We start from the raw sequence: 22,108 nt of genomic DNA on the forward strand, positions 1-22,108 counted from the left end.
TGCTGACACCTTAGCACATCCCCCTGACAAGGTGGTGTCAGGAGTGATCGGCAATTCTGGTCTCACCCGAAAGGAGGCCCATTATGCCAAGCCGAGACCATCACGTTCTAATGACCCTGAAACTGGACCGCTGGGCACAAGACCACCATCTGCGCGGGTTCGAGATCGAGCGCGAGATCATGGCCGCCCGTCAGCCCTGCGCCCCAAAACGGCGCGCCCGGCGGTTCTCGCTAGGCAATCTGAAAGTGTTTTGGACCCGAACCGCCTAGAAATCCGCCTTGGCGCGGAATTTCATCGAAACACCGCCTTCGGGGTTTTTCAGGCGCAATTCCTCCGAATGCAGCATCAGGCGCGGAAAGTTCCGCGCAGCGCCCTCGGCATAAAACGGGTCACCCAGAATAGGGTGGCCCAGCGCCAGCATATGCACCCGCAACTGATGAGAACGCCCGGTTTTCGGGAACAGCCGCACGCGTGTCGTCTCGCGCTCGTCCTTCACCACGCGCCATTCGGTGACGGCGGGTTTGCCCGTCTCATGACACACCATCTGCCGCGGGCGGTTGGGCCAGTCGACGATCAGCGGCAGATCGATCGTGCCCGTCTTGTCCTCCAGCCGCCCCCAGACGCGGGCGACATAGGCCTTGCGGGTCTGACGGTTCTCAAACTGCAACCCCAGATGCCGCTGCGCATGGGGCGTCTGGGCAAAGACCATCACGCCCGATGTATCCCGATCCAGCCGATGCACCAGCAGCGCCTGCGGAAATGCCGCCTGCACCCGTGTCAGCAGACAATCGGCCAGATGCGCCCCCCGCCCGGGCACCGACAACAGCCCCGCGGGTTTGTTCACAACGATCAGCTGCGTGTCTTCATACAGCACGTCCAGAGGCGTCTGCGGAGGATCATAGGTCTCGCTCATGCGCGCCTGCCTATCGCAGCCCGCAACCTCCCGCAACGTCGTCCTTGCCTGATACGGCCGGGTTCAGCAACTGTTGCTACAACAGACAGGAGGACACATGCATCCCACGATCCAACATATGCAAGAGGTTGTCGCCAAAGGCGATGAAAGCCTGATCCACGATCTGCTGGCTGAGGACGTGCGGTTTTCACCTCCGACCTACTACAGCACATGGACCGGGCGTGCACCGGTTGCGGCGGTTCTGGGCCATGTGGGTCAGGTGTTCTCGGATTTCCGCTACCGGCGCGCGATGGGTCAAGGCAATGACTGGGCGTTGGAATTCCAATGCAAGGTGGGTGAGTTGGATGCAGTGGGCGTCGATCTGATCACCCTGAACGAAGACGGTCTGATTCAGGACTTCGAGGTGGTCATGCGCCCCTACAAGACCATTGGCGCGCTGCGCGAGGCCATGATGGCCCGCGTCATGAACGATGCCCGTTTCCTGCAGTTCAAGGACGCGCTGAGCTGACCATGCCAATCGCTGCCGATCAACTTGTTCGCGTCCCCCTGCTGCCCGTTCTGGCCCTGCAAGGCCTGACGGTGCGCCGCAACGCGCGATTCCTGCCCGAACCCATTGGCCCGCGCGAGGGGCGCGAAGGCCGTGGCCCCCGCCTGCGCCTGCTGATCGCCGGAGACAGCTCAGCCGCTGGGGTCGGAGCGGGCACGCAGCACCAAGCGCTGTCGGGTCATCTGGTCCGCCGGCTGGCAAAACACAATTCCGTCGAATGGCGGCTAGAGGCCACCACCGGACACACGACGCGGGACACGCTTGATCGGCTGCAAAAACTGGACATGGAGTTTGATGCTGTCGTCACGGCACTCGGCGTGAATGACGTCACACGCGCGGTCTCAGCCCGGCAATTCGCGGCGCAGCAGGCAGAGCTGCTGACCCTACTGACCGATAGCTTCGGCGCGCGCAAAGTGATCGTGACCGCCGTGCCCCAGATGAACCGCTTCCCCGCCCTGCCCCAACCCTTGGCGTGGGTACTGGGTCAACAGGCCAAGCGGCTGGACCAAGGTTTGCAGCAGGTTGCAAGCCGCTTTCCGCAAGCGCGGCATCTGACGCTGGATTTGCCGGATGACCCGGCGCTAGCCGCCCCGGATGGCTATCATCCCAGCCCCAAAACCTACGCGCTCTGGGCTGATGAGGCCGCGCGTCTGATCACTCAGGCCTGAGACCGGATCTGCCGGATCATCGGAATTGAATAAACCACCAGACCGGCCCAGATCAGGGGAAAGGCAATCATTCTTGCACTGTCGATCTTCTCACCGAACAAGGTGACGGCGGTGATGAATATCATCGTCGGCGCGATGTATTGCAGGATGCCCATCGTTGACAGCCGCACCAGCTTGGCCCCGTTTGCATAGACCAGCAGGGGTACGGCAGTTACGATCCCTGCACCCGCCAGCAGCATGGTATCGGACACTGCGGCGCCAAAATGCCCCGTACCGGTCGCCCCCAGCCACGTCACATAGGTCAGTGCGGGAACCAGCAGGATCAAAACCTCCAGCAAGAAACCCTGATTGGGCCCGATTGGAAGCGAGCGTTTGAAGAAGGCATAAAACCCCAGCTCACCATCAGCCCCAGCGCGGCCCACGGCAGGCTGCCAGCCTGCACCACCAGCACCAGCACACCCAAGGAAGCCAGACCAACGGCCAGCAACTGTGTCTTGGTCAAAGGCTCGCGCAGAAGAACCGCGCCCAAGGCAATGCTGAACAGCGGGTTGATATAGTACCCCAGCGCCGCATCCAGTGCATTGCCGGAAGAAATCGCCCACACATAAATCGCCCAGTTCACCGAGATCAGCGCCGCAGTCAGCGCGGCCATCCCCAACATCTGCGGATTGCGCAACGCTGCCCTCAAATCAGAGGTCCGCCCCAAAGCGATCAGCAACAGCCCTGCCACGGGTACCGACCAAATGACCCGATGCGCCACGATCTCGACCGGGCCGATATGCGCCATGGCTTTCATGTAAAGCGGAAGAAACCCCCATAGCACATAAGCCGTCACAGCAAGAGCCAACCCCTTGGGTGAATCCGTGTTCCGATCAGAAACGTCGCGTGCAGTCATAGGCCTCTCCAAGGGCAGCGCCTCTGTCTAGGGCAATGCCGTCCTTCGGGAAACCTCGAATTCTGTTAGATCGAGCATCACATATTCTGATACTATAAGTCATCAACCAGCGCCCAGACCCATGGCATGTCTTTTGCGAGGCTCTACCTCGCGCTCCGGGATATTTAGAGCCAGATGAAGAAAGGGTCCCATGCTTCATCTGGCCAAAAATATCCCGGGGGAGCCGCCCAAAGGGCGGCGGGGGCAGAGCCCCCAACGGTTTTCAGATTTTCACGCGCTCTGATTTGGGGTCATACATCGGTTTCAAAGAGGCCTCGGCCCTGACCTTCACACCGCAAACATCAATTTCGTAAGTAGAGGCCAGAACATCCGCAGCGCTCTCACCTGCGCATGGCACATATCCCATGCCAATCGCACCACCAAGCGTGTGGCCGTAGTTCCCCGAGCTCAGATACCCCACATATTCGCCATCCCGAACGATCGGTTCGTTGTGGAACAATAATGGTTCGGGATCGGTCAGGCGGAATTGCACCAGCCGATTTTGCGGGCCACTTTCCTTGCGAGCGATCACCGCTTCTCGGCCAATAAAATCACATCCCTTGTCCGGTTTCACCGCAAAGCCCAGCCCGGCGTCGACTACATGATCCTCACAGGTGATGTCGTGGCCGAAATGACGGAAGCCCTTCTCGATCCGGCAGCTATCCATCATGTGCATGCCACACAGCTTAAGCCCCAAATCCTGTCCCGCCTCAAACAGCGTTTCGAACACGTGGCCTGCCATGTCCGATGAGACGTAAATCTCCCACCCAAGTTCGCCCACATAAGTCACGCGGTGAGCACGGGCCAGACCCATGCCAATCTCGATCTCCTGCGCTGTGCCAAACGGGTTGGTCTCGTTCGAGAAATCGTTGGGCGAGACCTTCTGCAGCAGACTGCGCGCGTTCGGTCCCATCACGGCAAGAACGCCTTCGCCTGCGGTCACGTCACTGATCACCACGTTGAACCCGCCCGCATGGCGCATCATCCAAGTCTGGTCGGCCTGCCGCGTAGCGGCGGGCGTGACCACCAGATAGGCGATCTCGGACAGGCGGGTGACGGTGACGTCGGCCTCAATCCCGCCATTGCGGTTTAGGAATTGGGTGTAGACGATCTTGCCGTTTGGCACCGCATAGTCACCACCCCCGACATAGTTCATGAACCTCTCGGCATCGGGACCTTCAACGCGGATTTTGCCAAAGGATGACATATCATACATGCCCACATTTTCGCGCACGGCGCGGTGTTCGGCGGCTGAGTTTTCGAACCAGTTCTGGCGCTTCCAGCTATATTGGTATTCCCGTTCCTGCCCTTCATCAGCGAACCAGTTGGCGCGCTCCCACCCGGCCAGTTCGCCGAAAACAGCGCCTTGTTGCTTCAGGTGGTGGTGGAATGGCGTGCGGCGTACCCCGCGTGCGGTGGCTTTCTGGCGATAGGGGTAGTGATCAGCATAGAGCAGACCCAAAGTCTCTTTCGAGCGCTCGTACAGATATTGCCTGTTGCCCTGAAACGGCTGCATCCGGCTGATGTCCACATCCCCCAGATCGAACGGCTTCTCGCCACTCTCCATCCACTCGGCCAGCGCCATGCCTGCGCCACCGGCGGACTGGATACCGATCGAGTTGAACCCGGCGGCGACCCAGTAATTGTCCATCTCAGGCGCTAGGCCCAGATGATAGGCATCATCGGGTGTGAAGCTTTCGGGACCGTTGAAGAAGGTGTGAATCCCCGCCTCGGCCAGCATCGGCATGCGGTTGACGGCGGCTTCGAGGATAGGTTCGAAATGGTCGAAATCCTCTGGCAATTGGTCAAACTCGAAGCTGTCAGGGATTCCATTCATCGCCCAGGGCTTGGCATTTGGTTCAAATGCGCCCAGCAGGATTTTGCCTGCATCTTCTTTGTAATAGGCGCATTCATCCGGCACGCGCAGCACGGGCATTTGTGCCAGTCCTTCTATGCCCTCGGTGACAATGTAATAATGCTCGCAGGCATGCAGCGGGACGTTCACGCCCGCCATGCGGCCAACTTCGTGACCCCACATGCCAGCGCAGTTGACGACCATGTCGCAGGTGATATGACCCTGGGTCTGTCCGTCATCGCTGATCCAGTCGACACCACTGACGTTCCGGCCCTGCCGCGAAATCCCCGAAACCTTCACGCGTTCGCGGATGACAGCCCCACGCTGACGGGCGCCTTTGGCAAGCGCCAGCGCAATATTGGCGGGATCAGCTTGCCCATCCGTTGGCAACCACACGCCGCCGGTTACGCCTTGAAGATTGATATGCGCGTAGCGCTCTTTGACTTCTGCTGGCGACAGTTCCTCGACCGGCACGCCAAAGGCACGCGCCATCGCGGCGTTTCGGTACAACTCCTCCAGGCGCTCATTGGTCAGCGCGACCGAGACGGACCCGACCTGACGCAGCCCCGTGGCCACGCCGGTCTCTTCCTCCAACCCCAGATACAGTTCCGCTGAATACCGCGCCAGCTTTGTCATGTTCGAGGACGCGCGTAGTTGCCCGATCAGCCCGGCCGCATGCCACGTGGTGCCGCTGGTGAGTTGCTTGCGCTCCAGCAGTACAACGTCTGTCCAGCCTTTCTTGTTCAGATGATAGGCGACCGAGCAGCCTATGACGCCGCCGCCGATGATGACCACGCGGGCCTTGGTGGGAAGATCAACCATCTGGGTGCCTTTTCCTGTCTTTCAGAGTTTGGTGTCAGACGATCCGGTGACCGGCGTCGCGAAGATGATGTGCCAGCACGGCGATATGCTCTGGCCCAACCTCGCAGCAGCCGCCCACGATCGTTGCGCCCTGATCGACCCAGCCCATGGCGTGTTTGGCATAGGCTTCAGGTCCAAGATCGCCGCGCTGCTCCAGGGCGTCGACGGTTGGGGCCTCTTCCAGAAACCCGTCGGTGATCCCGGTGAACCCGTTGGCATATGCCCCAAAGGGCACGCCCATCGGGGCCAGAATGTCCAACGCCGCCGGGATCGCTTCGGGGCGTGAGCAGTTGATCAGCACTGCCTCGGGGCGGAACCGTTCGAGCACGGGGGCAATGTCGCCCAGCGGCTCGCCCGAGCGAAGCCGCGTGCCGTCGTCATCCTTGACCGAAAAGCCGATCCAGACGGGTTTGCCGTGCCCTTCGGTGCCCCGCAGCGCGCCTTCGGCTTCCTGCAACGACGACACGGTTTCGATCAGGAACAGGTCCACTCGATCCGCCATCATTGCGGCAAGTTCGCCGAACTTTTCGGCGGCCTCGTCCGGGTCGGGGTTCAGATCGGGGCGGTAGGTGGCCAGCAACGGACCCAGCGCCCCCGCGATGCGGCCCCCGTTGGTTGCGCGTGCCCGTTCGGCCTCGGACAGCGCGGCATCGACGAGGGCAGGCAGTTGATCCTCGATCCCTTCGCGCACAAGGCGCGAGCGATGGATGGCATAGGTATTCGTGGTCGCGACCGTGGCACCGGCGCGAAAATAGGCGTCATGGACTTCGGCCAGAATGGCAGGCTTGTCGATCATCACGCGGGTGGACCAAAGTGGCGTGGGCCGGTCGCCGCTGCGCTTGACCAGTTCCTGCCCAATTGAGCCATCCAGAAGTGTGATGTCAGCCATGTTCATCGTCCTTACGGGATCAGCACCAGTTTTCCGGGCAGTGTTTTCGACTGAAAATCCTCTTGCGCCTGCGCAATGTCTTTCAGCGGATATGTCTTTGAGATCAGAGGTTTGATCCGGCCTGCGTTCATCAGATCGACCAGCCGGCCAAAGACCTCGAACGCCTGATGGGTGCAGCCGTGGATGGTGATGTCGCGCAGGTAGATATCGCGCAGATCGGTCTCGACGATGGGCCCGGCAATGGCACCCGAGACGGCGTAGTGCCCACCGGGTTTCAGCGCCAGAATCAGGCCGGGCCACGCGGGGCCGCCCACGACATCGATCACCACGTCGAACATATCCTTGGGCAAGGGCGCGTTGCGGTCGAAGGTGTCGCTAGCCCCCTGACCTTTGACCACGTCCGCTTTGGTCGTGCTCGTGACGCCGTAGACATGCGCGCCCCGGATCGCGGCCAGTTGCACGGCGGCAAGGCCGACACCACCCGACGCGCCGGTGATCAGAACCTTGTGGCCTGCGGTCACGCCCGCGCGGGTCAGCAGATTTTCCGCCGTCCCAAAGGCGCAGGGAATAGCGGCGATTTCGACGTCGGACAGAGGCGAGGCCGAGACATCGTAGAGATCAGCCGCCTCGACCAGACAATATTGCGCAAAGGCCCCGTCAATCTCGGACCCGAGCGCGATGAATCCTGTCGGTTTGCCGGGGCTCGGGCGCGGCAGGTTGATCGGGCAGGTCACGCGCTGACCCGGTTGGAAGCCAGTCTCGGGGCCAGCCAACTCGACAATGCCACACAGGTCACCACCCTGAATGCGGGGAAAGCGCAGCGCACCGCCCCAGCCGCCTGCATCCACGTCCTGATCGACCGCATCGGTCGGGCCGGTCACATCCGGGGAATACCAGCCTACGCGCGTGTTGATATCGGTGTTGTTTACCCCAGCCGCGGCGACCCGGACGAGAACCTGACCGGGTCCGGGGCTTGGGACCGGGATATCCTCGCGCCACTCCAGCGCATCCGGCCCGCCGTGGCGGGTCAGATAGACACCTTGCATGACGCTTGGAACGCCCATTGATCAGGCCCGCAACCGCTCGTTGGCCGGGTCCCAAAGCGGTTGATCCTCTTGCACCACGGCGGGGTATTTCTGGCCGTAGATTTCAACCTCCAACGCGGTGCCGGGGTTCGCCAGCTCAGCCTTGATCATACCCAGCGCGATGGACTTGCCGACACGGTAGCCCCATGCGCCCGAGGTTGTCTCGCCCACGATCTGATCACCCTGCCAGATACAGGACATATAGGGCGCGTCGCAGTCACCGGCCTCAACCGTCAGAGTGACGAAAGATTTCTTAACGCCCTGCTGCTTTTCGTTCAGGATCGCCGCCTTGCCGGGGAAGTCCTGCGGCTTGTCCAGCTTGACGAACCGCTCCAACCCGCCTTCCAGCAGCGAGTAGTCGGTGGACAGGTCACCCTTCCACGCGCGGTATCCCTTTTCGATGCGCAGCGAGTTCAGGGCATACATTCCGAACGGCTTGGCACCAGCTTCGAGGATCGCATCATAGATGGCGGGCATGTCCGCGTTCTCGGCGTGGACCTCCCACCCAAGCTCTCCGGCGAAGGACACGCGCAAAAGTGCCACCCATCCGCCCTTGATCTCGCTTTCCTGAAAGCTGAGCCACGGCAGGCTCAGGTCGGCATCGCAGACCTTGGCCAGAACCTCGCGCGATTTGGGGCCGGTCACGATCAGCGTGTCCATCCGCGTGGTCCAGTCTTCCAGCGTAAAGGCGGCATCGGCAGGCATGTGGCGTTCCAACCATTCCCGGTCATGCCATTGCGCGGTCGCCGCTGTTACCAGTACGAACAGGTCTTCGGCTTCGCGGGTTACGGACATCTCGGTCAGGATGCGGCCGCGATCATCCGAGAAATAGACCAGTCCGACGCGCCCGATCTTGGGCAACGAGCCGGTCACCAGACCCCGCAGCCACTCATCCGCGCCGGGCCCTTGGATTTTGAACCGCGAAAAACCCGGCAGGTCGAGCACGCCGCAATGATCGCGCACGGCTTCGCATTCTTCCTTGATCCGCTGCTCCCACGGGCCGGAACGGCCCCAGGTATGCGTGGCCTCAAGCGAAGTATCGTCGCCCGGTTTTGCAAACCAGTTGGCGCGTTCCCAGCCGTTATAGGCGCCCATGACACCGCCCAGTTCCTTGATCTTGGCGTGAACCGGCGAAACCTTCTTATCCCGCGCCGCAGGCCATTCGTGATGAGGGAAGTGCATGGCGTATTCGTTGCCATAAACCTCCATGCCCTTCTGGTTGCAGTAGTCCTGATCGGTGTAGTCGGTGTAACGGCGCGGATCGACGGCCCACATATCCCACTCGGTGTGACCATCGACGATCCATTCGGCCAGCACTTTGCCAGCCCCACCGCCCTGCGCGATGCCAAAGGTAAAGCTGTGCGCCTCGAACGCATTTTTCACGCCGGGCATCGGGCCGATCAGCGGCAGACCATCCGGCGCATAGGGGATCGGACCGTTGATCACCCGACCCACGCCCGAGGTCGCCATCAGCGGCACCCGCTCCATCGCGTCAGTGACGATGTCTTCGATCCGGTCCAGATCATCGTTCCACAGCTGGAAGCTGAAATCCTCTGGCATCGGATCGTCTTCGGTCATCCAATGGCCCTTGCAGTTGGGCTCGTAAGGCCCAAGGTTGAAGCCGTTCTTTTCCTGCCGCAGGTAGTACGAGATATCCACGTCGCGCAGCAGAGGCAGCTTGCCACCGTTTTCCTTTGACCACGCCTCGACCTCTGGCACTTCATCGGTCAGCAGGTATTGGTGGCTCATGACCATTGCCGGAACGGTGCGCCCGCCGTAGGGTTTGAACATCTCACCCACGCGCTGCGCGTAGTACCCGGCGGCGTTGACCACGTAATCACAAGCAATGTCGCCCTGATCGGTGTGTACGGTCCAGGTGCCATCGTCATGCTGGGTCACGTTGGTCGCCGGGCAGAAACGGATGATCTTCTGACCCATGTCCCGCGCGCCTTTGGCCAGCGCCTGCGTCAGTTGAGCAGGGTCGATATCCCCATCAGTCGGGTCGTAGAGCACGCCCTCAAGATCATGGGTTTCAAGGAACGGATAGCGCTCTTTCGCCTGTTCGGGGGTCCACATCTCCATCGGGATGCCCTGATAGCGGCCCATGGACAGGGCGCGCTCAAACTCCTGCATCCTCTCTTTGCTGTGCGCCAGCCGGATCGAGCCCGAGACATGATAGTTCATCGGGTAATCAACCTCATCCGCCAGACGCGAATACAGCTCGGTCGAATAGCGCTGCATGTTCATGATCGCCCATGAGGTCGAAAATGTCGGCACGTTCCCCGCCGCGTGCCATGTCGAGCCGGCCGTCAGCTCGTTCTTTTCCAGCAGAACGCAATCGGTCCAGCCCTTCTTGGCCAGATGATACAGGGATGAGCAGCCGACGACGCCGCCGCCGATGATGACCACGCGGGCCTTGGTTGGAAAGTCACTCATGCGCTTGGGTCCCTGTTAATGTGCCCGTTGGGGCAGATCATCCTGAATGTCGTAGTAATCGCCCTTGTCGGCGACAAAGATGTGCTGGGCGAGCCTCAGCCCCGTCGGTTCGTCCAGTGAGCCAACCGAAACTGCGATCGTATCTTCGTCATTATGCTGCCAGAACAGGAACGACCCGCATGCGCTGCAAAAACCGCGCTTTGCGATGTCCGAGGCGCGGTACCAACCCAGCGTTTCGCTGGAGGTAAAGTTAAGGTTATCCTCATGCGTCACACATGACGCCCACAGATGGCCCGATTGCCTGCGGCACTGGCCACAATGGCAGGCATTGGGTGGGGCGAGGTCTCCGTCGATGGTGAACGCAACCTTGCCGCACAGGCAGGATCCTTTGTGCATGTCGTTACCCTCTTGCTGCGGGCGTGGTGCTGGTGCCCAGCAATACGCCGTAGATAATGAAACAGGTCGCCATCACGCGACGGACCCAGATGTTGAACACGGCCCCCAATGCTGCCCTGCCCATCAGCGCACCCAAGAGGGTGAAACCGGTGTAGCTGAGCGTCGTGATGACCAGCGCGGTGGGCATGATGATCCCCATCTGCTGCCAGACCGGCACGTCGGGTTGCACGAACTGCGAAAACGCCGCGAGATACCCGGCGACGCTTTTGGGATTGATGGTCGCCACGGCCAGCGCATGCAGATAGACATGCCGTGCGGGGCGTTCGGACGCGGGCGCGGGTTTGCTGGCGTTCATCCAGCCGCGCACCCCCATCCAGATCAGGAATCCCGCCCCGACCAGTTTGGCGATGAAAAACCCGGTGGGCGAAGCCGCGATCAGCGCCGTGATGCCCAGCCCCGACAGGATCAGGAAGGCACTGGCCTGCGTCAGGATTGCCAGCACGCCCAGCATGGCCTTGGGAAACGGCAGGCTCATCCCGTTTGAGATGCAATTGACAGCGTTGGGCCCCGGTGTGGTGACGAACACCACCCAGAACAGCGCGAATATGGTCCAGGCCTCGAAACTCATCAGTAAACCGGCGGGGCAATGACCCAGACGGCCACCGCGGGCTCATCATAGGGGTTGGACCAAAGATGGCTTTCATTCCGAATGCGGAAACTGTCTCCGGGACCAACAGTGAACGAACGATCCCCAATCGTCAGGTCCAGCCTGCCGGACAGCATATAGCCCACCTCTTGCGTTGGACGCAGGGTCGGCGTGTTCAGACGGGATCCGGGTTGGAACGTCGAATGGACGACTTCAAAGTCGTCGGTCAGATCGGGTGAGAGCAGTTCCTCGATCAGACCTTCCTCACCGGACCCCATCTTCCGACGGGACCCCGCGCGAACGATGAGGCCCTGTTCTTCAACAGGGGCAGAAGATTGCCCAAACAGCATGGACATGGGAACGTTCAGACATTGCGCAATCTGCCTCAGGTCCGAGATCGAGGGGTCGGACTTGTCCCGCTCGACCTGACTGAGCCAGCCGACCGAGCGATCCAGCCGCGCCGCGATCTCGGTCAAGGTCAATCCACGCGCCTTTCGCAGGGCACGCAGGTCGGCTCCGAGTGAGGCGCTATGGAGGGCCTGGCTGTTCAAGTCGCGCTCCGGTTGCGTGAAAATATCGTCTCGAATTTCACGGTGCCTCGAATCGATGAAATTTCCAAGCATTTTTTCACTTGGGGGCAGGAAACAAGTTGGTTATGCAGGCCGAATGTGGATCGCGGTCATCTATCTCTGGGCGCTCAACGTCTTGACTTTGCTGGCTTTTGGCTGGGACAAACTGCGCGCGCGACGCAGGAAGCGCCGCATACCCGAGTACCGGTTATTGTGGCTGGCCGCCCTTGGCGGTAGCCCCGGTGCGGTGCTGGGGCGCTGGATTTTCGCGCACAAGGCACGCAAGCGCCGGTTTGGGGTCTGGCTGTTTGCGATTATGGGGCTGCAGGCTGCTCTGGTCTACCTGATCCTGTCAAAAGGCCTTGGTGTCGGGCTTTGACAGATACGCTCAGCGTGCAAAAACAGTCGCCAGAATCGCCGTGAGCGCGCGGGCGTCCTCATCCGTAAACGCATCGGGCTGATCGCTGTCGATGTCGAACACCGCGATAACCTCGCCCGCTGCGTCGCGCACCGGCAGGACCAGTTCAGAGCGCGTGGACGAGGCGCAGGCGATGTGACCTGGGAACGCCTCGACATCCGGGACGAGTTGTATCTCACCCGTGCGTGCTGCCGCGCCACAGACGCCTCGGCTGAACGGAATCACGAGGCAGCCGTGGCCGCCCTGGTATGGGCCGATCTTTAGCAGTTCCGGTTCTGTAACACGGTAGAATCCCGTCCAGTCGAAGCGGTCATCTGAATGATGCACCTCGCAGGTGACCGTAGCCATCAGGGCGATCGGGTCGGTTTCCCCCTCGGTTAGGGCGGCGATGGTGTTGGCGAGCGTGGTGTAATCGGCGTTCATGGCGGTGCTTCTTTGGACAGGGGCAAGGGGGCGCTGCCCCCTCTTGAGCCTATGGCTCAATTCACCCCCGGAGTATTTCGAAAAAGATGAAGGGTCAAACGCGTTCGATGGCGATGGCGGTGCCTTCGCCGCCACCGATGCAAATCGCAGCGATACCCCGTCTGAGGTTTCGTTTTTCCAGCGCGTTCAGCAGTGTCACCATGATGCGCGCGCCGGAGGCTCCGATCGGGTGGCCCAGCGCGCAGGCTCCGCCGTTGACGTTGACCTTGTCACGCGGCAGGCCCATTTCGCGCATGAAGGCCATTGGGACCACGGCGAAGGCCTCGTTCACCTCCCACAGATCCACATCTTCCGTCGACCACCCCAAACGGTCGAGCAGCTTTTGCGCGGCGGGCACGGGCGCGGTGGTAAAAAGGCCCGGCGCCTGCGCATGGCTGGCATGGCCCAGAATGCGCGCGCGGACCGTCAGACCTTGCGCTTCGGCCGCATCGGCGGAGGCCAGAACCAGTGCGGCAGCCCCGTCCGAGATGGAGGAGGAATTGGCCGCCGTCACTGTCCCGTCTTTGCGGAACGCCGGTTTGAGGGTCGGGATTTTCTCGGGCCGGGCTGATTTTGGCTGCTCGTCAGACTGCAAAACCACCTCGCCCTTACGCGTCTGGATCGTGACAGGGGTGATTTCAAGATCGAACGCGTCGCTGTCTTGCGCCGCCAGCGCGTTCGAGAGCGATTTCAGGGCGTATTCATCCTGCGCCTCGCGGGTAAACTGGTAGGATTCGGCGCAGTCTTCGGCAAAGGTGCCCATCAAGCGGCCTATGTCATAGGCGTCTTCGAGCCCGTCCAGAAACATGTGATCCACAATTTGCCCGTGACCGATCCGCGCCCCGCCGCGCATCTTGGGCAGCAGGTAAGGGGCGTTCGTCATGCTCTCCATCCCACCCGCAATCATGGTGTTGGCCTGCCCCAAAGCGATCTGGTCGAACGCCATCATCGCCGCCTTCATCCCCGACCCACACATCTTGTTGAGCGTCGTGGCGGGCACCTCTTCGCCAAGACCTGCGGCGAAACCGGCCTGACGCGCCGGGGCCTGACCCTGCCCCGCAGGTAGAACACAGCCCATCAGCACCTCATCCGCGGTGCTTAAACCCGCGCCCTGCAACGCGGCCCGGATCGCGGTACCGCCCAGTTCCGCAGCGGGGACGCCATCGAACATGCCCTGAAACCCGCCCATCGGCGTTCGCGCGGCCCCTGCGATCACAACTTCTTTCATCTGACGCCTCCCTGAGATTTTCGACCCTTGGATACCGAATGGTAAGAATTGCCGTCTAGCGTATTTCTACGATCTTATCGCAATGCAAAGGGCGGTTGACCATGGGGCTGAGCAGCAGCACGACCGGCAATACTCAAGTGATCTCGGTCCATTGCGACCGCATTGATGCGGCAATGGCGATTCAATTCAAGGAAGACATGCGCGCGCAAACGCAGTCGGACGCCCCAAGGGTGGTTCTGGACCTCTCCTCGGTCGAGTTCATCGATTCCAGCGGTCTGGGGGCGATCGTGGCCTCGATGAAGCAGCTTGGACAAGGGCGGCGGCTGGATCTGGCGGGACTGCATCCGATTGTCGAAAAAGTGTTCCGTCTGACCCGCATGGACACGGTCTTTCGTCTGTTTGCATCGCTGGAAGACGCGATGGCTGAAGGCTCCGATTGACCAGTGGGAGGGGACGGCGTGGCCTCGGAACGTGAACAGGGCTGCCTGGATGTCAGCTTTCCAGCCACAGAAACGCAGGCCAGTCGGGGGATCGCCACGCTTTGCGCACGACTGGCGGCACATGGCTTGCCAAAAGATCGGGCAGATGACGTCAAGATCGCATTGGCCGAAGCGATCAATAACGTGGTGGAGCATGCCTATGCCGGAATTGCGCCAGCAGACATTCAGGTCGATTGCAGGCTCTGCCAGAATCGGCTGATCATCCGGATCGCTGATACCGGCAAGCCGATGCCCGATCTGAAACCGCCCGAAGGGATACCCGCATCGGTGGACACCACAGTTCAGAACCTGCCTGAAGGCGGGTTCGGCTGGTTCCTGATCCAGCAGCTCGCCAGCGAGATACACTATGAGCGGAAGGGCGGCAGCAACCTGTTGCTGTTGCGTTTTGACTTTAAGGATGCGCCATGATGCGCACGAAATGGTCACAATAACGCCGCGATCGAACCATTGTCGCGCCGCAAACAAAGGTCAGAAACAAGGGGTAGCTCAGATAGCTTCCCTCGGCGCCTAACCTCACAGCCCCCACCCAGTGAATGGCGCCGAGGACCTCCTCTCTCTGATATGATTGGACAATTTCCGACTGCCGCGTAGTGTTTGCGTGTTTGCAGAAGGAAAGACCCATGCGCGATTTTCACTACGCTGGCCGATCAGAGGTTCTGGCGACCGAAGGGATGTGTGCAACCTCTCATCCACTAGCGGCCAAGGTGGCGTTGGACATCCTGCAGCGCGGCGGCAACGCAATGGATGCCGCGATCGCGGGCGCGGTGCTTTTGGGTATTTGCGAACCGCAGATGACGGGTTTGGGCGGAGATTGTTTTGCCCTGTACAACCGAGCGGGAGAGCATACTGCACGGGCACTAAACGGATCTGGCAGGGCACCCATGGACGCGACAGCGCAGGCCCTGCGGGATCGGGGACTGACCGTGATGCCGCTGGATCGTCCCGATGCGGTTACGCTGCCCGGCGCGGTGGACGCTTTCTGCCATCTGGCACAGACCGAAGGGCGGATCGGGATCGAAGCGATTCTGGAACCGGCAATCCACTATGCTGAAACCGGCGTTCCCGTGGCCCCGCGCGTGGCATTTGACTGGAAAAACGGGGCTGCAACGCTGACAGGTGCAGCGCAGCGGCATTATCTGAACGACGGCAAACCGCTGACATACGGACAGGTATTTCGCGCACCAGGGCAGGCGGAGGTTCTGCGCCGCATCGCCAAACACGGGCGCGAGGCCTTTTATTCAGGCGAGGTCGCCGAAGATATGCTGAACGCCCTGACCGACCGCGGCGGTGTTCATACGATTGAAGATTTCGAAGCCGTTCAATGCGAGGAGACCACACCCCTTTGCGGTAGCTATGGCGGGTTTGAGCTGGTCGAGCATCCGCCGAACGGGCAAGGTGCCACCGCCATCCTGCTTCTGAACATCCTGAAACACTTCGATCTGGCGGCCCTGCCCCCCGACGGCGCGCAGCGCGTACATATAGAAGCCGAAGCGAGCAAACTGGCCTATGATGCCCGTAACCGCTTTATTGCCGACCCCGATCATACTGACCGAATGGCGCATTTTCTGGCCCCCGAAACGGCGGCCAAGCTTGCGTCGCTGATCAAGCTGGACCGCGCCCTGCCCGCCGCCGCGCCGCTGACTGAAACCGTTCACAAAGACACGGTTTATATCACTGTCGTTGATCGGGATCGCATGGCCGTGTCTCTGATCTACTCGATTTATCATGGTTTCGGATCAGGTATCGCATCCGAGAAATTCGGTATCTTGCTGCAAAATCGCGGTGCCGGCTTTACGCTGGAACGGGGGCATCCGAACGAGTTGGGCGGTGGCAAGCGTCCGATGCACACTATCATCCCCGGTCTTTTACGACAGAATGGGCGGGTTCTCATGCCGTTCGGCGTCATGGGAGGAGCTTATCAACCCACAGGCCATGCCAGGTTGATTTCGAACCTGTCGGACTATGAATTGGGGCTGCAGGCGGCAGTTGATATGCCGCGTGCGTTTGCAGATGGTGGAGTGCTGAAGCTCGAACGTGGTTATTCGGACGCGACCTGCGAACAATTGGCCGATCTTGGGCACATTATCGAAACCCCGGAAACTCCGCTCGGAGGCGCGCAAGCCATTCGAATCCTTGAGACCGGAATTCTGGAAGGCGCCAGTGATCCGCGCAAGGACGGATGCGCGCTTGGCTACTAAGTCTAAACGCCGCGCGGCGGAGTTCAGTTCAGCTGGAAATGCAGCGGATAGGATCCGTCCTGAAACGGACCAAACATATTCGGGATGTCAGGGTGGTCCACCGGTTCTCCGGATTGGTCCTCAACCAGATTTTGTTCAGAAACATAAGCCACATAGAAGGATTGATCATTCTCTGCCAGCAGATGGTAGAACGGTTGATCCTTCAGCGGACGGCTGTCTTCCGGGATGGCCTGATACCATTCCTCAGAGTTCGAAAATTCCGGATCGACATCAAAAATCACCCCGCGAAACGGGTGTCTACGATGTCGAACCACCTGTCCCAGGCGGTACTTGGCTTGTGTCTTTAGCATTGTTTCAGCCCCCAAAGAGGTTACTACATCGTTTCGGGCGCAAAAGCCAATCATTGAACTGAAATTCGGGGAAACAGTCTGTGAACCTTCTACTGACAGTGTTCGAAATCGTGGCCCCTGTGTTCCTTTTGTCAGGCATTGGTTTTGTCTGGGTAAAGCTGGGATTCGAATACCGGCTGGAGTTCGTTACCCGCCTTGCGGTGACGTTGGCAGTGCCCAGCCTGATCTTCGTGGCGCTGATGCAGACCGATATTCCGGGCGGAGAGCTGACGATGTTCACACTCGCCGCCATCGCATCGCATGTTGCGCTTGCGGGCGTGTTCTGGGTTTTCGTCCGTGTCACCGGGATGGAGCAACGCACCTATCTGGCCCCGCTGATCTTTGGCAATACCGGCAATCTAGGTCTGCCCCTCTGCATCTTTGCCTTTGGTCAGGCAGGACTGGGTTATGCGGTGATTTTCCTTGCTGTGACCGCGCTCTTTTCATTCACCTACGGAATCTATCTTGTCGCCGGACGCGGTGCTTTTGGCAGGGTCCTGCGCGAGCCGATGGTCTGGGGCACTCTCTTGGGGGCCCTGTTCCTATGGCGCGGATGGGAAACGCCGCTGTTTCTGACAAATACGCTGGATCTAATGGGGCAGATGGCCGTGCCGTTGATGTTGATTACCGTTGGCGTCGCGATTGCCCGCCTGACCACACAGAAATTGCAACAGGCCATTTGGCTGTCACTGCTGAAACTATCCGTCTGCTTTGGGCTGGGCTGGGTCATTGCGGCAGGTTTCGAGTTGGGGCCGATCGCGTTCGGGGTGCTCGTTCTACAGATGTGCACGCCGGTTGCGGTTACCTCTTACCTGCTGGCCGAACGATTCGAGGCGGATGCAGATGCTGTGGCCGGGATGGTCATGGTCTCAACCGTTCTGTCCGTCGCCGCACTGCCTATAATTCTAGCGATTATTCTGTAGCGATTGTGATTCCATCGACGCTCAATCTGCGTTAGAATAAAGAAAAAAGGCACGAGGCACATGAGCAGAATTCTTTTCGTACTCTTCGGGGTGCTGCTTTTGGCATCCTGTGGCGGGGGGTCAAAGCAACCGCCCAGCAGACTGAATGACGCGTGCAACATTGCGCGCGAAAAACCCGATTACATCAAAGCCTTCAAAAGCACCGAGCGGAAATGGGGCGTCCCCGTTCACGTTCAGATGGCCACGATTTATCAGGAAAGCCGCTATCGCCATGACGCGCGCACGCCACACAAGTACGTTCTGGGCGTCATTCCGATGGGTCGTCAAAGCAGCGCCTATGGATACGGTCAGGCGCTGGACGGCACTTGGGAAGAATATCAGCGCGAGACCGGCAAGCGCCGGGCCAAGCGGGATCGCATCCGCGATGCGTCCGATTTCATCGGCTGGTACATGAACAAAAGCTACGAGCGGAACGGCATTCACCCCAGCGACACGCGCAACCAGTATCTGGCGTATCACGAAGGCCACACTGGCTTTGCGCGCGGCAGCTACAACAGCAAATCATGGCTGCTCAACGTGGCAAGCGATGTCGACTCACGGGCTCAGCTATATCAGGCGCAATTGGCCAATTGCCGCTATTGATGCCGGTCGGGTCAGCGGTTGTCTGACCCGATTCTGGTCTTGCTGGAAAACACGCGCTGATCGAGATCACCAGTATCGGCCAGCGGTCCCAACAGGACAGTCGTTTGACTGCCCGCATTGTCGTGAATCACCCATTTGCGCAGCTCGACCGGGTTTGCGGTAAACATCAGCTCGATCCGACCGCTTTCCGGGTTCTTCGGGTCCTGAGCCGTCACGACCGTTGCCGTTCCGTCAAAGTCGTGACCAACCACCATATTGGCCTGCCCCAGATTGACGTTACGCGCCAGCACCAACGACAACGGTGTGCGTTTCAGCGGGTATTGTTCAGGCGGTTGGTTTGATTTGGGATCAAATATCTGCACGGTTCCAGCCCGCGCCAGCACAACTGCGCTATTGGGCGGGTCATATTCGAACCGCATCTTTCCCGGTCGCTGCAACCACAGCTTTCCGGTGCTTAGCGAGCCATCATCATTCACCTGGGTGAACGTGGTCTGAACCGTTTTCAACTGGTTCAGATAGTTCGAAATCTGTGACAATGGCAGCTTCTCAGCCGCCCATGCGGCGGGTGCGGCCAGTGTCAGAGCAAGGGCAAAAGCAATCTGTTTCATGAGACCCAGATAAGCGCTCTGCCCTTGTTATTAAATATCCTATTGCTCGGGGACGAGGATTTCGCGTTTGCCCACGTGATTTGCCCCGGAAACAACGCCTTCGTCCTCCATCTGCTCAACCAGCCGGGCGGCTTTGTTGTAGCCGATGGCAAGTTTCCGCTGGATATAGGAGGTCGAGCATTTGCGATCCTTGATCACAATCGCCACCGCCTGATCGTACAGAGCATCCTCACCATTGGTGTTGCCCCCGGTGTTCAGACCCAGAACGGCGTCAATATTGTCAGCCTTTTCCTCGGCCGGGCCATCGACTACGCCGCTCATATAGTCCGGCGGGCCGAACTGTTTGAGATGGTTGACGATTTCTTCGACCTCTTCATCCGAAACGAATGGCCCGTGGCAACGGGTGATCTTGGCACCTCCCGCCATATAGAGCATGTCGCCCTGCCCCAGCAGTTGCTCGGCGCCCATCTCGCCCAGAATGGTGCGGCTGTCGACTTTCGACGTCACCTGGAACGAGATCCGGGTCGGGAAGTTCGCCTTGATCGTGCCGGTGATCACGTCGACCGAGGGGCGCTGCGTAGCCATGATCAGGTGAATACCCGAAGCCCGCGCCATCTGCGCCAGCCTTTGAATACAGGCCTCGATTTCCTTGCCCGCGACCATCATCAGGTCGGCCATCTCGTCAACGATGACGACGATATAAGGCATCGACTCGGGCGCGAATTCCTCGGTCTCGAACATCGGCTCACCGGTTTCATCGTCGAATCCGGTCTGGACCGTGCGGCTGAACATCTCGCCCTTGGCCAGCGCATCTTTCACGCGGCCATTGTAGCCCGCGATGTTGCGCACGCCCATTTTGGACATCTTGCGATAGCGGTCTTCCATCTCGCCCACGACCCATTTCAAAGCGACAACCGCCTTTTTCGGGTCGGTCACAACAGGCGAGAGTAGATGGGGGATGCCGTCATAGACGGACAGCTCCAGCATTTTGGGGTCGATCATAATCAGGCGGCATTCGTCCGGCGTCAGCTTATACAGCAGCGACAGGATCATCGTGTTGATCGCCACCGATTTACCGGACCCCGTGGTCCCCGCGATCAGCAGGTGAGGCATTTTCGCAAGGTTCGCCACAACGGACTCACCCCCGATATCCTTGCCCAAGGCCAGCGGCAGCGCATGGTTGCCATCGCCGAAATCGCGGCTGGCAAGGATTTCGCGCAGCACCACCATCTCGCGGTTTTCATTGGGCAGTTCGATGCCGATGACCGAACGCCCCGGCAGGGTCGAAACCCGCGCCGAAAGCGCGGACATGGACCGCGCGATGTCGTCGGCCAGACCAATCACACGGCTGGCCTTCAGACCCGGCGCGGGTTCCAGTTCATACATGGTCACCACGGGACCCGGTCGAACGCTGACGATCTCACCCTTCACACCATAGTCGTCCAGCACGTTTTCCAGCATCCGCGCGTTTTCTTCCAACGCCTCATCACTGAGGTGATGGCGCTGAATGCTGGCCGGGTTGGACAGCAGACCCAGCGGGGGCAGTTCAAAATCGGAATGCTTGTCTTCGAATGACAACGCGGGCTGCGCCTCGGCCTGTGCCCGGCGCGACGGCGGAGGTGCGCGGCGCACGGGCTGAGCAACAACCGGTTTGCGCGGCTCGGCAACGGGGATCTTCACGGCCTGACGCGGTTGCGGGGCAGGCTCCTCGAACACAGCCTCGTCGTCATAGTCAGGCTCGGCATAATCAGCGTCAGCTACATAGTCCTGCTGCATCTGCCAATCCGCCTGGGGGCTCGCGGTCAGCGGCGGCTCGGACGGCAGCATCGACGAGGTCACGGGCGGTTCGGGCGGCAGCTCATCCGTTGAACCTGCGTTCAGGATCAACGGGTCAGGCCCGCGTCCACGCCCCTTGGTCAGCGGCAGGCTCGGATCAGGCTCGGGGGCCATCTCTCCGGCGGCGACCTTGCGGTTGCGCACCGCAGCCGAGATCTTGGACCGGATGCGATCCTCTTTGGGCATGTCATAGTAGCCCTCGACCGCGACGGGATCGATCAGTTCCGGCTCAGGCATCGGGTCTGGGCGACGGATCAACGAGGGCATCCGCGCCAGAAGACCAAGTTTTGGCTCGGGCTCAGGGTTTTCCAACGCGGGTTCTTCGAAGATCGGATCAGCATAGGCCAGATCATCGTCAAATTCGGCCTGCAGCGGCACATCACGCTCGGCGCGACGTTCGGCCCATTGCGCCCGACGATCCCGCGCCGCCTGCGCGGTCGCCGAAGCGCCCCGGCCCAAAGCGTTCATCAACAGATCATAGGCCATGACAAGACCCAGCAGGAAGGCGCGGAACCCCTTGCGCACGTCCGCTTTGGTAAAGCCCAGCACAAACACGCCCAGCGCCAGCATGCCAACCGCCATCGCCAGCGACATCAGCTTGACCAGAAAATGCGACGAGATCGGCAGCAGCGTCAGCAATGCCCCCATCACAGTGTCGCCAAACAGGCCGCCCAGCCCATAGCTATGCGTTGCGCGCCACTCGGTTCCGGGCACCAAGGTCGCTGCATAAACTGCCAAAACGGCGATCCAGATCGGAGCGAAAATCAGGCGGGCAATCGCACGGTCCTCGCCGAAATGACCAGCGAAACGCACACCCCATGTGACCAGAACCAGCGCCAGACCAAAGCTGCCCCAGCCCACAATCATGAACAACGGCGCAGCGATCGAGGCACCTGCGCGCCCCATCCAGTTCTGTACAGCTGCGTCGGTCGACACCATCCAGTTCGGATCATCCGGCGTATAGGACCAGACCATCGCGGCAGAAGCCAACCCCAACAGGATCAGGGCGATCCCGATCAGTTCCTTACTGCGCCGCTCGATCGCAGCCTGAGTGGTGCTGTCCAATAACGGGTCGCGGTTGCGCGCGTTCAATGATGCCATTTTG

At 60.3% G+C, this 22,108-nt stretch carries 22 protein-coding genes and 1 pseudogene; 9 read left to right on the top strand and 14 right to left on the bottom strand.

Annotated elements, in window-relative coordinates:
* Window positions 1-83 precede the first annotated feature (83 nt).
* Window positions 84-269: a hypothetical protein gene (locus tag ACR3EN_RS03570; protein WP_480731421.1), complete on the top strand. Its 186-nt coding sequence runs from the start codon at window positions 84-86 to the stop codon at window positions 267-269.
* On the opposite strand, the gene ACR3EN_RS03575 is transcribed toward ACR3EN_RS03570, so the two are convergent.
* Window positions 266-913, bottom strand: coding sequence for an RluA family pseudouridine synthase (locus tag ACR3EN_RS03575; RefSeq protein WP_480825560.1), 648 nt, complete (start codon window positions 911-913; stop codon window positions 266-268). The genes ACR3EN_RS03570 and ACR3EN_RS03575 overlap by 4 nt on opposite strands.
* A 97-nt stretch (window positions 914-1,010) precedes the next feature.
* On the opposite strand from ACR3EN_RS03575, the gene ACR3EN_RS03580 reads away from it, so the two are divergent.
* A complete protein-coding gene (locus ACR3EN_RS03580) occupies window positions 1,011-1,421 on the top strand; it encodes a nuclear transport factor 2 family protein (RefSeq protein WP_480825562.1) in 411 nt (136 codons plus the stop codon).
* Window positions 1,422-1,423: 2 nt separating this feature from the next.
* A complete protein-coding gene (locus tag ACR3EN_RS03585) occupies window positions 1,424-2,128 on the top strand; it encodes an SGNH/GDSL hydrolase family protein (protein ID WP_480825564.1) in 705 nt (234 codons plus the stop codon).
* On the opposite strand, the pseudogene rarD reads toward ACR3EN_RS03585, so the two are convergent.
* From rarD to ACR3EN_RS03625, 8 genes and pseudogenes are all read right to left on the bottom strand, one after another.
* Window positions 2,119-3,023: pseudogene (gene rarD, locus ACR3EN_RS03590) on the bottom strand (EamA family transporter RarD). The gene ACR3EN_RS03585 and the pseudogene rarD overlap by 10 nt on opposite strands.
* 262 nt (window positions 3,024-3,285) lie before the next feature.
* Window positions 3,286-5,739, bottom strand: coding sequence for a GcvT family protein (locus ACR3EN_RS03595; RefSeq protein ID WP_480870683.1), 2,454 nt, complete (start codon window positions 5,737-5,739; stop codon window positions 3,286-3,288).
* 34 nt (window positions 5,740-5,773) lie between these two features.
* Entirely contained in the window at window positions 5,774-6,667 is an 894-nt protein-coding gene (locus ACR3EN_RS03600; protein ID WP_480825570.1) for a homocysteine S-methyltransferase family protein, read from the bottom strand.
* A gap of 11 nt (window positions 6,668-6,678) precedes the next feature.
* Entirely contained in the window at window positions 6,679-7,731 is a 1,053-nt protein-coding gene (locus ACR3EN_RS03605) for an alcohol dehydrogenase family protein (protein WP_480825572.1), read from the bottom strand.
* Window positions 7,732-7,734: 3 nt separating this feature from the next.
* Window positions 7,735-10,188: a GcvT family protein gene (locus ACR3EN_RS03610; RefSeq protein WP_480870680.1), complete on the bottom strand. Its 2,454-nt coding sequence runs from the start codon at window positions 10,186-10,188 to the stop codon at window positions 7,735-7,737.
* A gap of 15 nt (window positions 10,189-10,203) precedes the next feature.
* Window positions 10,204-10,584 (bottom strand): GFA family protein, encoded by a 381-nt coding sequence (locus ACR3EN_RS03615; RefSeq protein ID WP_480825576.1) that lies wholly within the window; start codon window positions 10,582-10,584, stop codon window positions 10,204-10,206.
* A 4-nt stretch (window positions 10,585-10,588) separates the two neighbouring features.
* Window positions 10,589-11,212: a LysE family translocator gene (locus tag ACR3EN_RS03620; protein ID WP_480825578.1), complete on the bottom strand. Its 624-nt coding sequence runs from the start codon at window positions 11,210-11,212 to the stop codon at window positions 10,589-10,591.
* Window positions 11,212-11,781, bottom strand: a complete 570-nt coding sequence (locus ACR3EN_RS03625) for a helix-turn-helix domain-containing protein (protein ID WP_480825580.1) — start codon at window positions 11,779-11,781, stop codon at window positions 11,212-11,214. Before ACR3EN_RS03625 ends, ACR3EN_RS03620 begins: the two co-directional genes overlap by 1 nt.
* A 115-nt stretch (window positions 11,782-11,896) precedes the next feature.
* Here ACR3EN_RS03625 and ACR3EN_RS03630 point away from each other — a divergent pair, with 115 nt between their 5' ends.
* The gene (locus tag ACR3EN_RS03630) at window positions 11,897-12,178 is read left to right on the top strand and encodes a DUF1294 domain-containing protein (protein WP_480825582.1); all 282 of its coding nucleotides are present in this window, start codon (window positions 11,897-11,899) and stop codon (window positions 12,176-12,178) included.
* 9 nt (window positions 12,179-12,187) lie between these two features.
* Here the strand turns inward: ACR3EN_RS03630 and ACR3EN_RS03635 are convergent, their stop codons facing one another.
* Both ACR3EN_RS03635 and ACR3EN_RS03640 read right to left on the bottom strand, forming a co-directional pair.
* Window positions 12,188-12,640: a GAF domain-containing protein gene (locus ACR3EN_RS03635; protein ID WP_480825584.1), complete on the bottom strand. Its 453-nt coding sequence runs from the start codon at window positions 12,638-12,640 to the stop codon at window positions 12,188-12,190.
* A gap of 94 nt (window positions 12,641-12,734) precedes the next feature.
* The gene (locus ACR3EN_RS03640) at window positions 12,735-13,907 is read right to left on the bottom strand and encodes a thiolase family protein (protein WP_480824573.1); all 1,173 of its coding nucleotides are present in this window, start codon (window positions 13,905-13,907) and stop codon (window positions 12,735-12,737) included.
* A gap of 101 nt (window positions 13,908-14,008) precedes the next feature.
* Between ACR3EN_RS03640 and ACR3EN_RS03645 the strand changes: the two genes are divergently transcribed.
* The 3 genes from ACR3EN_RS03645 (at window position 14,009) to ACR3EN_RS03655 (ending at window position 16,605) form a co-directional block, all read left to right on the top strand.
* Entirely contained in the window at window positions 14,009-14,347 is a 339-nt protein-coding gene (locus tag ACR3EN_RS03645) for an STAS domain-containing protein (protein ID WP_480824571.1), read from the top strand.
* A gap of 18 nt (window positions 14,348-14,365) precedes the next feature.
* Window positions 14,366-14,815, top strand: coding sequence for an ATP-binding protein (locus ACR3EN_RS03650; RefSeq protein ID WP_480824569.1), 450 nt, complete (start codon window positions 14,366-14,368; stop codon window positions 14,813-14,815).
* Between the two features lie 212 nt (window positions 14,816-15,027).
* Window positions 15,028-16,605 (top strand): gamma-glutamyltransferase family protein, encoded by a 1,578-nt coding sequence (locus tag ACR3EN_RS03655; RefSeq protein ID WP_480824567.1) that lies wholly within the window; start codon window positions 15,028-15,030, stop codon window positions 16,603-16,605.
* A 23-nt stretch (window positions 16,606-16,628) separates the two neighbouring features.
* On the opposite strand, the gene hspQ is transcribed toward ACR3EN_RS03655, so the two are convergent.
* Entirely contained in the window at window positions 16,629-16,955 is a 327-nt protein-coding gene (gene hspQ / locus ACR3EN_RS03660) for a heat shock protein HspQ (RefSeq protein WP_170398818.1), read from the bottom strand.
* An 80-nt stretch (window positions 16,956-17,035) separates the two neighbouring features.
* Between hspQ and ACR3EN_RS03665 the strand changes: the two genes are divergently transcribed.
* Both ACR3EN_RS03665 and ACR3EN_RS03670 read left to right on the top strand, forming a co-directional pair.
* Window positions 17,036-17,917, top strand: coding sequence for an AEC family transporter (locus ACR3EN_RS03665; RefSeq protein ID WP_480824565.1), 882 nt, complete (start codon window positions 17,036-17,038; stop codon window positions 17,915-17,917).
* Between the two features lie 60 nt (window positions 17,918-17,977).
* Window positions 17,978-18,559, top strand: a complete 582-nt coding sequence (locus ACR3EN_RS03670) for a transglycosylase SLT domain-containing protein (RefSeq protein ID WP_480870677.1) — start codon at window positions 17,978-17,980, stop codon at window positions 18,557-18,559.
* 11 nt (window positions 18,560-18,570) lie between these two features.
* On the opposite strand, the gene ACR3EN_RS03675 is transcribed toward ACR3EN_RS03670, so the two are convergent.
* Window positions 18,571-19,167: a LolA family protein gene (locus ACR3EN_RS03675; RefSeq protein WP_480824561.1), complete on the bottom strand. Its 597-nt coding sequence runs from the start codon at window positions 19,165-19,167 to the stop codon at window positions 18,571-18,573.
* 39 nt (window positions 19,168-19,206) lie between these two features.
* Window positions 19,207-22,104, bottom strand: coding sequence for a DNA translocase FtsK (locus tag ACR3EN_RS03680; protein ID WP_480824559.1), 2,898 nt, complete (start codon window positions 22,102-22,104; stop codon window positions 19,207-19,209).
* Between the last annotated feature and the right edge of the window lie 4 nt (window positions 22,105-22,108).

The sequence above is a fragment of the Ruegeria sp. G7 genome (assembly GCF_056535465.1).

Bases quoted from the DNA above. Each gene is read 5' to 3' on its own strand.
- ACR3EN_RS03570 (WP_480731421.1), top strand. From the start codon at position 84: ATGCCAAGCCGAGACCATCACGTTCTAATGACCCTGAAACTGGACCGC.
- ACR3EN_RS03575 (WP_480825560.1), bottom strand. From the start codon at position 913: ATGAGCGAGACCTATGATCCTCCGCAGACGCCTCTGGACGTGCTGTAT.
- ACR3EN_RS03580 (WP_480825562.1), top strand. From the start codon at position 1,011: ATGCATCCCACGATCCAACATATGCAAGAGGTTGTCGCCAAAGGCGAT.
- ACR3EN_RS03585 (WP_480825564.1), top strand. From the start codon at position 1,424: ATGCCAATCGCTGCCGATCAACTTGTTCGCGTCCCCCTGCTGCCCGTT.
- ACR3EN_RS03595 (WP_480870683.1), bottom strand. From the start codon at position 5,739: ATGGTTGATCTTCCCACCAAGGCCCGCGTGGTCATCATCGGCGGCGGC.
- ACR3EN_RS03600 (WP_480825570.1), bottom strand. From the start codon at position 6,667: ATGGCTGACATCACACTTCTGGATGGCTCAATTGGGCAGGAACTGGTC.
- ACR3EN_RS03605 (WP_480825572.1), bottom strand. From the start codon at position 7,731: ATGGGCGTTCCAAGCGTCATGCAAGGTGTCTATCTGACCCGCCACGGC.
- ACR3EN_RS03610 (WP_480870680.1), bottom strand. From the start codon at position 10,188: ATGAGTGACTTTCCAACCAAGGCCCGCGTGGTCATCATCGGCGGCGGC.
- ACR3EN_RS03615 (WP_480825576.1), bottom strand. From the start codon at position 10,584: ATGCACAAAGGATCCTGCCTGTGCGGCAAGGTTGCGTTCACCATCGAC.
- ACR3EN_RS03620 (WP_480825578.1), bottom strand. From the start codon at position 11,212: ATGAGTTTCGAGGCCTGGACCATATTCGCGCTGTTCTGGGTGGTGTTC.
- ACR3EN_RS03630 (WP_480825582.1), top strand. From the start codon at position 11,897: ATGTGGATCGCGGTCATCTATCTCTGGGCGCTCAACGTCTTGACTTTG.
- ACR3EN_RS03635 (WP_480825584.1), bottom strand. From the start codon at position 12,640: ATGAACGCCGATTACACCACGCTCGCCAACACCATCGCCGCCCTAACC.
- ACR3EN_RS03640 (WP_480824573.1), bottom strand. From the start codon at position 13,907: ATGAAAGAAGTTGTGATCGCAGGGGCCGCGCGAACGCCGATGGGCGGG.
- ACR3EN_RS03645 (WP_480824571.1), top strand. From the start codon at position 14,009: ATGGGGCTGAGCAGCAGCACGACCGGCAATACTCAAGTGATCTCGGTC.
- ACR3EN_RS03655 (WP_480824567.1), top strand. From the start codon at position 15,028: ATGCGCGATTTTCACTACGCTGGCCGATCAGAGGTTCTGGCGACCGAA.
- hspQ (WP_170398818.1), bottom strand. From the start codon at position 16,955: ATGCTAAAGACACAAGCCAAGTACCGCCTGGGACAGGTGGTTCGACAT.
- ACR3EN_RS03670 (WP_480870677.1), top strand. From the start codon at position 17,978: ATGAGCAGAATTCTTTTCGTACTCTTCGGGGTGCTGCTTTTGGCATCC.
- ACR3EN_RS03675 (WP_480824561.1), bottom strand. From the start codon at position 19,167: ATGAAACAGATTGCTTTTGCCCTTGCTCTGACACTGGCCGCACCCGCC.
- ACR3EN_RS03680 (WP_480824559.1), bottom strand. From the start codon at position 22,104: ATGGCATCATTGAACGCGCGCAACCGCGACCCGTTATTGGACAGCACC.